An 8941-nucleotide genomic window follows, 5' to 3' on the forward strand; every position below is an offset into this window, starting at 1 on the left:
TGTGCCGACCGGGGCGCTGCTGTCCCAGATCAGCTTTAATGAGGGGCAGAATGTGCCGGGGATTGCCCATGGAGTGGTGCTTGAGGGAAAAGAATCGTTCGGTGAATGATAGGTATTTGCAAGAAACTTTAGAGAGGGAGCAAAAAATGGACTATATCAAAGCATTTGTGACCGGCGGACTCCTCTGTGCCGCCGTGCAGATTCTGATGGATAAAACGAAACTCATGCCGGGGCGGATCATGGTACTTTTGGTGGTATGTGGCTCGATTCTCGGTGCGATCGGCTTGTACGAACCGTATGCCAAATGGGCGGGTTCCGGGGCAACAGTGCCGCTGCTGGGGTTTGGGAATACGCTTTGGAAGGGCGTGCGGGATGGAATTGACAAGGATGGGGTTCTGGGGCTGTTCACCGGCGGATTCACGGCGGGAGCGGCGGGGATTTCCGGGGCGTTGATCTTCGGCTATCTGTCGTCGCTGATTTGCAAACCCAAGATGAAGGATTAGAGAGAAGACGAAAGAAAAGTAAAAGAAAGCAAGGCAAAAGAAAATCAGTTGAGGAAATAAAAAGCTGCTGTAAAAGAGGCATATGAATGTCACTTTTTACAGCAGCTTTTTGCAGATATATCAGATGTGAGATGACTCCCACCTCTTCAGGTGGCGAGGAGCAAATTAGTATCAGTGGTGGGAGCCAATCCCCCATCTGATATAGCCTCCGGCAGGATTGCAGAGATGCGCAAAAGAAGTATGTCATGCTTTGCATGACGCGCATCTCGCAGCAAGAATGCCGAGGCATTCTTGAATATTTTGCTGTTAATGCTCCGGATTCGCCGGGACAATCGGAATATTATTTCCATTCCGTCCACTTCCCGCCATCGGGCGTGGAACCGCAGAGTGGATCGGAGCCGATAGATTATCTGAATCGGGGCTGTAGCCCGGAGCTGAGAAATCGGCGCTCTCAGAAGGATGGATGATCGTGGACGAACCATTGTGAATCTTGCACTCGCCCGGCATGGAGAAGCGGGAATCGTCCGTTTCTCCGCCGTCTTCCGGAACGACCATAACTGTCTTGGAAATCTGCTGGTTCGTCGGGCAGAAGGCAGTCGAGATGCCGCCGGAGGCGGAGCAGATCGTCACGCGGGTGTGGTGATCGCAGGTCTCGGTCGGAACCGTGCCCTTCGCGAAATATTCAGTGTAGACGGCCGTTCCGCGCGGGTCACTGCTGCAGACGCCGGAAACCGGAAGCTTGCCGGATTTGCGGCATACTTCAGCAGTTTCAATGCTGTCCGGAACCGTAAATCCGGGGTCGCTTAAGCTCTCATGGACACGTGTCATGATATTTCGCCAGATGCGTTTGTGGTAACTGGTACCGCCGTTTGAAACGGTGCCGCCTTTTAATGGCTGGTTATTGTCGCACCCGCCCCAGATACCGGCAGTGTAGTACGGCGTAAAGCCTACAAACCAGACGTCGACGTTGCTGGTGGTTGTACCGCTCTTTCCGGCGCAGCTCATATTGGGAATCGCCGCTGTCGTACCGGTCGATTTAACCCCGGAACCGGAACGCGTATACATTGTATTGCTCTGCATAACATCCTGCATCGCGCTGGTTAAAAGATAGGCGGTAGAGTCTTTGAGCGCCTGCCGCGTCTCCGGTTCATTGTCGATCAGTATCTTTCCGTTGCGATCCAGAATCTTAGTAAAGAAGACAGGATTCGTGTAGGTGCCGCCGTTGGCGATCGCCGCAAATGCATTTGTCAGTTCCAGGTTGCTGACGCCCTTTGTCAGACCGCCGAGTGCTGTCGAAAGAGTCTGATCCTGGCTTACGAGGGAAGTGATTCCCAGCCGTTCGGCATATTCGACACCAAGCTGCGGCGTTACCGTGTCCGCCATGCAGCGCAGGGCGACGATGTTCATGGAATAGGTAATGCCGTCGCGGATCGTGTGATAGCCCTTGTAATCGCTGCCCCACCAGTTTCGGAACTCTTTTTCACCGGAAGAGTATGGTCCGTCATAGTAAACAGTTGATAGGGTCGCGCCGCAGACATCCAATGCCGGGGCAAAGGAGGAAATGACCTTGAAGGTCGATCCTGGCTGCCGCAGGGAGTCGGTCGCACGGTTTAAGGTGCGGTTTGCCGTCTTCTGTCCGCGTCCGCCGTTGATTGCCTTGACATAGCCGGTGGACTGTTCGATCAGGACGAACGAGGTCTGCGGCTCTAAAATCATGGTAACTGATTCACCGAGAACGGTGCTTCCGTCCTGCGTGAGGGCGGTGCGGTACTCATCGATCGCCGTCTGCGCCTCTTCCTCGGAATTAAACAGCCCGTCAAAACCGCTTTGTCCCTTGACCTGCTGGATCCATGTTTTCAGAGTTTCCTGTGAATAATGCTGCGTTTCCCCGTCTGGATGGGTCAGGGAAAGGCGGTATTCAACCGAATAGCGAGCCGCGTCGTAGTTGGCAGGATTGTTGACTTCCTCATCGACGATCGCCTGAATCTGCGGATCCTGCGGGGTGTAAATCTGCAGTCCGCCGCTGAACAGAAGATTGGACGCCTGCGTGTCAGTATAGCCGAGCTGCTCTTTGAGCGCTTCGGTGACCTGGCTGATCAGCTCGTCCGTGTAATAGGAGTACGGTGTCTCATTTTCCTTGAGCGCCGTGTCGACATTCTGGATACGGGCGTAGACGTCGTCCGCCAGTGCTTCCTCCTGTTCTTCTTTTGTGATATAGCCCTGCTCATACATTGCCTGCAAAATGACCTTGCGCCGGGCGGCATTTGCCTCCGCGCCGCTGATCGGATTCAGCTTTGACGGATTCTGTGTGATACCGGCGATGACCGCGCACTCAGAAAGAGTCAGATCGGAGACGTTCTTATTAAAATAGCGCAGCGCCGCTGCTTTCACGCCCAGCGTATTGCTGCCGAGGTTGATCGTATTTAAATAGTTCGTTAAAATGACCTTCCGATCGACGTTTTTTGTCAGCTGCAGCGCCAGATATTGTTCCTGGATTTTTCGTTCGATTTTGGAACCTTTGCTGGTCTCCATACCGCCGTTGAAGACGGTATTTTTGATGAGCTGCTGGGTCAGGGTGCTGGCGCCGCCTTTATAATTATTTGTCAGGACACCGACCACGGCGCGTGAAATGGAGCGCAGATCGATACCGCTGTGCTGCCAGAAACGCGAGTCCTCGATGGAGACGAATGCGTCGATCAGATCCTGAGGAAAATCCTCGTAGGATGCTTCAATTCGGTTCGAGTTGGAACCAACCAGCGTGTCGGTCACTTCCCCGGCGCTATTATATATAGTAGAAAAATATCCGCTTGGAGTGAAGCTGTCCGGGTTGAAGTCCGGCGAACTGTCCAGAATGCCTTTAAACATGCCGATAAAGGTGCTGACACCTGTCACGCAGAGAAACAGAACAAGAACAAAGGCAGTCTTGAAGAAGGTCAGAAACAGCCGGTTGGCGTATTTCTTCTTCCGGGAAGTGACTGCCCGGATCCGTTTCTTGGTTGCTTTTACACCGTAATTCATGAGAACCTCCTTTGGGTTCGTAGTGGTTCGTTCTATTAATAAATACAGTATTTCCAATTATATCAAAATTCATGGGATAAATAAATACTATTGTCATGAAGTTTTTTTTACGGTATCATAAAAGATAAGGGTTGTTCACGGGTAAGCACTTTTGGAACTGAAAGTGCCGTAAGAAAACGTGGTGGCAGCAGGAATTTGCCGTATTTAAATGCGAAGCCACGGCAAATTCCGTTACTGGGCACGTATGCGTGAACAGTAACTAAGGGTTGTTACTGTGGTTAAAGAAGTGAAAAAACAACCGTTTTAAGGATGCGTAGTTCATAGATGGAGGAAAAGATGAAAGAGCGCTATAAAATCGTCTATCAGGGCGGCGAGGGCGAGATTGTGGAGAAGAAGTCCCGCTTTATCGCGGAGATCCGCCCGGTGGAATCGGAAGAAGAGGCGACGGCATTTATTGCGGAAGTCAAGAAGAAATATTGGGATGCGAGACATCATTGTTCGGCATTTACGATCGGAGAAAATAACGAGGTGGCGCGCTGCAGCGACGACGGCGAACCGGCGCAGACGGCGGGACGCCCGATGCTGGATGTACTGCTGGGACGCGAGCTTCACAACGTCTGTGCGGTTGTGACCCGGTACTTTGGCGGGACACTTTTAGGAACCGGCGGACTGGTGCGGGCATACGGCGGCGCGGTCCAGGAAGGTCTTAAAAACTGTGTGGTTCTGGAAAAATGCCTGGCTCGCAAATGGAAGGTCGGGACAGACTACAGCGGGCTTGGAAAGGTACAGTACATTTTGGCAGAAGCAGAGCTGCCGATTCTGGACAGCGAGTACGGCGAGGGCGTGGATCTGACGATCCTGGTGCCGTTTGACCAGGCGGGAGCAGCGGAGAAGAAGCTCATAGAGGGCACAAATGGAAGATGCCAGATCGAAAAACTGGATGAAGTTTATTTTGGCATGGATGACGGAAAAATCATTTTATTGTAAAAAAAGATTGAATAATGGATAAAAAAATGCTAAAATAACAAGCTGTATTATTTTGTGGGCGGATCCTTTGCCAAAGACGAAACGGCAGGATGCCTGTCTGTGACAGAAAATAATTATTAATTAGTACATGTAATGAATCATCATAAGAAAAGAGAGTAAGCAGATATGAAAATGAAACGGGAAGATGTCAGAAACGTTGCAATTATCGCTCACGTTGACCACGGTAAAACGACGCTGGTAGACCAGCTGCTTCGCCAGAGCGGTGTATTCCGTGCCAATCAGGAAGTAGTCGATCGTGTCATGGACTCTAACGATATTGAGCGTGAGAGAGGTATCACGATTCTGTCCAAGAATACGGCTGTTAATTACAACGGCACCAAGATCAACATTATCGATACACCAGGACATGCGGACTTCGGCGGCGAGGTAGAGCGTGTTCTTAAGATGGTAAACGGCGTTATCCTTCTGGTAGACGCATACGAGGGCGCGATGCCGCAGACCAAATTCGTTCTGCGTAAAGCACTGGAACTGGATCTGCCGGTTATCGTATGTATCAATAAGATTGACCGTCCGGAAGCACGTCCGGAGGAGGTTGTGGACGAGGTTCTCGAACTTCTGATGGATCTGGATGCATCCGACGAGCAGCTTGACTGCCCGTTCTTGTATGCATCTGCACGTTCTGGATATGCGAAGAAGAACCTGGACGATCCGAATGTGGATATGCAGCCGCTGTTCCAGACCATTCTGGATTACATCCCGGCACCGGAGGGAGACCCGGATGCAGAGACACAGGTTCTGATCAGTACGATTGATTACAACGAGTATGTAGGACGTATCGGCGTTGGTAAGATCGACAACGGTTACCTGAAAGTAAATCAGGACTGCGTCATCGTCAACCATCATGAGCCGGACAAGTTCCGCAAAGTTAAGATCGGTAAGCTCTATGAGTTTGAGGGTCTGAATAAAGTAGAAGTACAGGAGGCAAAGATCGGTTCGATCGTAGCGATTTCCGGTATCGCAGATATCCACATCGGTGATACCCTGTGTTCACCGGAGAAACCGGAGGCAATTCCGTTCCAGAAGATTTCTGAGCCGACCATTTCCATGGATTTCATGGTAAACGACAGCCCGCTGGCAGGTCAGGAAGGTAAATTCATCACTTCCCGCCACATCCGCGAGCGTCTGATGCGGGAGCTGAATACCGATGTCAGCCTGCGTGTAGAGGAGACAGACTCCGCTGACTGCTTCAAGGTATCTGGCCGTGGCGAGCTGCATCTGTCCGTCCTGATTGAGAATATGCGCCGCGAGGGCTTTGAGTTCGCAGTCAGCAAGGCGGAGGTACTCTACAAATATGACGAGAGAAACCGCAAATTAGAGCCGATGGAGATCGCTTACGTCGACGTACCGGATGACTTTACCGGTGCTGTTATCCAGAAGCTGACCAGCCGTAAAGGCGAGCTGCAGGGCATGAGCCCGATCGGCAGCGGATACACAAGACTGGAGTTCTCGATTCCGTCCAGAGGTCTCATCGGCTACCGCGGCGAGTTCATGACCGATACAAAGGGAAATGGTATCTTAAACACCAGCTTTGACGGCTATGCACCGTTCAAGGGCGAATTAAGTTACCGCAAACAGGGATCCCTGATTGCATTTGAGGCAGGCGAGTCCATCACCTACGGTCTGTTCAATGCCCAGGAGCGCGGAACCCTGTTCATCGGACCGGGCGTTAAAGTTTACTCCGGCATGATTGTCGGACAGAGCGCAAAACCGGAAGACATCGAGTTAAACGTCTGCAAAACCAAAAAGCTGACCAACACCCGTTCTTCCAGCGCCGATGAAGCCCTTCGCCTTGTTCCGCCGAAAATCATGAGCCTGGAGCAGTGCCTTGACTACATCGATACCGATGAACTTCTCGAGATCACCCCGACCAGCTTACGAATCCGTAAAAAGATTCTTGATCCGACTCTGAGAAAGAGAGCGATGATCAGCCGTAAAAATAGCTAAATAATCGTAAAGTGGGAGCAGCCGCGCAAGCCAGCTGCTCCCTTTCGTATATTCAAGCGAGAGCTCCTTTTCGTATATTCAAGCGAGAGATATCCAGGAAACGACGCGCCCGCCGTTTCAGTCCCTCTGCCGATCCCATTCCCTCTGTCGATTCATGTCCCCCACCCTGTCGAAATTTCCCCCTCACTTCTTCTTCTAAAACGGTCATTCCCATCATACATATATACAGTAAGAAGCAGGACTCCAAGAACCTGCCGTGAAAAACTGCAAAAAAGAAGAGGAGAGAGATACTATGTCGGAAAAAATGATTGAAAACAACAAGGTTAGCGTGATTGGTGAGGTCGTATCGGAATTTACATTCAGCCACGAAGTATTCGGGGAAGGATTTTATATCGCAGACCTGGCAGTCAGCCGTCTGAGCGATCAGGTGGACGTGATTCCACTCATGATTTCAGAACGGCTTCTGGATGTATCGAAAGACTACCGCGGAATGACGATGGAGGCGATCGGTCAGTTCCGTTCCTACAACCGTCATGAGGGCGCGAAAAACCGTCTGGTGCTGTCTGTGTTTGTCCGTGAGATTCATTTCCTGGAAGAATTTACGGATTACACCAAAACCAACCAGATTTTTCTGGAAGGCTATATCTGCAAGGAGCCGATCTACCGGAAAACACCGCTGGGACGCGAGATTGCCGATATGCTGCTGGCGGTCAACCGTCCGTATGGAAAATCCGATTACATACCGTGTATTGCGTGGGGCAGAAATGCCCGCTATGCGTCCGGATTTGGCGTGGGAAGCCACGTGTGCGTGTGGGGGCGCGTGCAGAGCCGTGAATATACGAAGAAGCTGAGCGAGACAGAGTGCGAGAAACGTGTGGCATACGAGGTGTCGGTCAGCAAGCTGGAGTGCGTGGAAGAATAGGATAGGTTTAGGATGTTACAGCAAAGTTTGAAGCCGGTTATGCAATCTATAGGACATGATAAATAGCTGGTTTTGCCATAGCTTGCCAAAACAGATAAAATATGCTAGAATAAGGCAGTTTACAGAATTCGTAAAACGATCATTGGATGGATAGAAATAAAACACACAGGCCTGTGTGTAAAAAGACATCAGGAAAGACAGTCTGTGCGCCAGCGCAGCGGGAGGCACAGAAAGAGGAGAGGGAAATGAAAAAGGGGAAAGTTCATATCATCTTCGGCACCGGGATGGGAAAAACAGCGATGGCACTGGGACGTGGTGTCAGTGCAGCCATGCACGGCCGGAAGGTAATTATGATACAATTCTTAAAGGGAGTGCTGAGCCATGAGACAGCAGATGGGTTAAAACAGCTGGAGCCGGCATTTAAAGTATTCCGATTTGAAAAACAGAATGAGTATTATGAAAATCTCTCTGAAGAAGGCAAAAAGGAAGAGCTCTGCAATATTCAGAACGGGTATAATTTTGCAAAAAAAGTACTCTGTACCGGCGAATGCGATATGCTGATTCTGGATGAATTTCTTGGGGTGTTAGATCAGAAACTGGTCGGAGACGATGCTCTGGAAACACTGCTGGCAGCGCGCGAGGAGAATGTTGATCTGATTCTGACCGGAAAAGTATGCCCGGCTGGGGCAGAGGAGCATGCAGACGAGGTGACGCGCCTGGAATGCCTGAAGCCGTCAAACGATCATGCGTGCATGAACGGTTGACAAGTATTCAAAGTAATGCTAAGATAGAAAAAACAAGTAGAGGTTGCGTTGATTATCAGTAAGCGGTCGGATGCGGCAGGTGCAGGAGAAGACAGCTGAAAGGATGATACGCCGAAGGGCTGCGGCGCCTGTATCTGCAGTTCCTGGGTGCAGGATGAAGAATTCTGTAACTGTCATCGACAGATGGGGAGCTACTGGGAGTTTGGATTTGAATTCATAGAGCTGGCCGTCGTGCCAGCTTTTTGTACGCTCAGGACCGACAGGCTGCAAACAAACATTCGTTTGAAGCAGGGACAGAAACGGACTCTGGAATAGAAACTCAGCCATCGTGCAAAAGAATAAGGAGGAAACAAAATGTCTATTTTTGAAGGAGCAGGCGTAGCGCTGGTAACGCCATTTCATGAGGATGGAAGCGTAAATTATGAGAAACTGGAGCAGATCGTAGAAGAACAGATCGCTGGCGGCACAGACTGTATTATCGCCTGCGGTACGACCGGCGAGGCGGCTACATTAAGCCATGAGGAGCACATCGAGGTGATCCGTTTCGTATGCCAGGTCGTAAATAAGAGAATCCCGGTTGTAGCAGGAACCGGTTCCAACTGCACAGAGACAGCGGTATATCTGTCTACCGAAGCGAAAAAGGCAGGCGCAGACGGACTTCTGCTCGTATCCCCGTATTACAATAAATCAACCCAGAAGGGTTTAAAGGTTCATTTCTCAGAGGTCGCAAAGGCAGTTGATCT

The 8941-nt window shown here is 50.7% G+C and carries 8 protein-coding genes and 1 riboswitch; of the genes, 7 read left to right on the forward strand and 1 reads right to left on the reverse strand.

Annotated elements, in window-relative coordinates:
• Together QVO97_RS06300 and QVO97_RS06305 are read left to right on the forward strand one after the other, a co-directional pair.
• Positions 1-109: hypothetical protein (locus QVO97_RS06300; RefSeq protein ID WP_288189175.1), on the forward strand; the 109-nt coding region annotated here is incomplete at its 5' end.
• Positions 110-146: 37 nt separating this feature from the next.
• A complete protein-coding gene (locus QVO97_RS06305) occupies positions 147-503 on the forward strand; it encodes a SpoVA/SpoVAEb family sporulation membrane protein (RefSeq protein ID WP_022359528.1) in 357 nt (118 codons plus the stop codon).
• Between the two features lie 306 nt (positions 504-809).
• Here the strand turns inward: QVO97_RS06305 and QVO97_RS06310 are convergent, their stop codons facing one another.
• Positions 810-3521, reverse strand: coding sequence for a transglycosylase domain-containing protein (locus tag QVO97_RS06310; protein ID WP_022359529.1), 2712 nt, complete (start codon positions 3519-3521; stop codon positions 810-812).
• A gap of 324 nt (positions 3522-3845) precedes the next feature.
• Here QVO97_RS06310 and QVO97_RS06315 point away from each other — a divergent pair, with 324 nt between their 5' ends.
• The 5 genes from QVO97_RS06315 to QVO97_RS06335 all read left to right on the forward strand — a co-directional run.
• Positions 3846-4508, forward strand: coding sequence for a YigZ family protein (locus tag QVO97_RS06315; protein WP_367950223.1), 663 nt, complete (start codon positions 3846-3848; stop codon positions 4506-4508).
• 165 nt (positions 4509-4673) lie between these two features.
• Entirely contained in the window at positions 4674-6512 is a 1839-nt protein-coding gene (gene typA, locus QVO97_RS06320) for a translational GTPase TypA (RefSeq protein ID WP_022359531.1), read from the forward strand.
• Between the two features lie 292 nt (positions 6513-6804).
• The gene (locus QVO97_RS06325) at positions 6805-7434 is read left to right on the forward strand and encodes a single-stranded DNA-binding protein (RefSeq protein ID WP_022359532.1); all 630 of its coding nucleotides are present in this window, start codon (positions 6805-6807) and stop codon (positions 7432-7434) included.
• 245 nt (positions 7435-7679) lie between these two features.
• Complete coding sequence (locus QVO97_RS06330; protein ID WP_022359533.1) at positions 7680-8198, forward strand: cob(I)yrinic acid a,c-diamide adenosyltransferase; 519 nt, start codon at positions 7680-7682, stop codon at positions 8196-8198.
• A 29-nt stretch (positions 8199-8227) separates the two neighbouring features.
• Positions 8228-8400, forward strand: a riboswitch (Lysine riboswitch).
• A gap of 152 nt (positions 8401-8552) precedes the next feature.
• Positions 8553-8941, forward strand: a 389-nt coding sequence (locus QVO97_RS06335) for a dihydrodipicolinate synthase family protein (RefSeq protein ID WP_288189164.1), incomplete at its 3' end; no start/stop codon positions are given.

The organism is Clostridium sp. CAG:43 (assembly GCF_000434655.1).
Classification (GTDB): domain Bacteria; phylum Bacillota; class Clostridia; order Lachnospirales; family Lachnospiraceae; genus Otoolea; species Otoolea fessa.

What these genes read in the sequence shown, in the direction of transcription:
- QVO97_RS06305 (WP_022359528.1), top strand. Translation starts at nt 147, where the DNA reads ATGGACTATATCAAAGCATTTGTGACCGGCGGACTCCTCTGTGCCGCC.
- QVO97_RS06310 (WP_022359529.1), bottom strand. Translation starts at nt 3,521, where the DNA reads ATGAATTACGGTGTAAAAGCAACCAAGAAACGGATCCGGGCAGTCACT.
- QVO97_RS06315 (WP_367950223.1), top strand. Translation starts at nt 3,846, where the DNA reads ATGGAGGAAAAGATGAAAGAGCGCTATAAAATCGTCTATCAGGGCGGC.
- typA (WP_022359531.1), top strand. Translation starts at nt 4,674, where the DNA reads ATGAAAATGAAACGGGAAGATGTCAGAAACGTTGCAATTATCGCTCAC.
- QVO97_RS06325 (WP_022359532.1), top strand. Translation starts at nt 6,805, where the DNA reads ATGTCGGAAAAAATGATTGAAAACAACAAGGTTAGCGTGATTGGTGAG.
- QVO97_RS06330 (WP_022359533.1), top strand. Translation starts at nt 7,680, where the DNA reads ATGAAAAAGGGGAAAGTTCATATCATCTTCGGCACCGGGATGGGAAAA.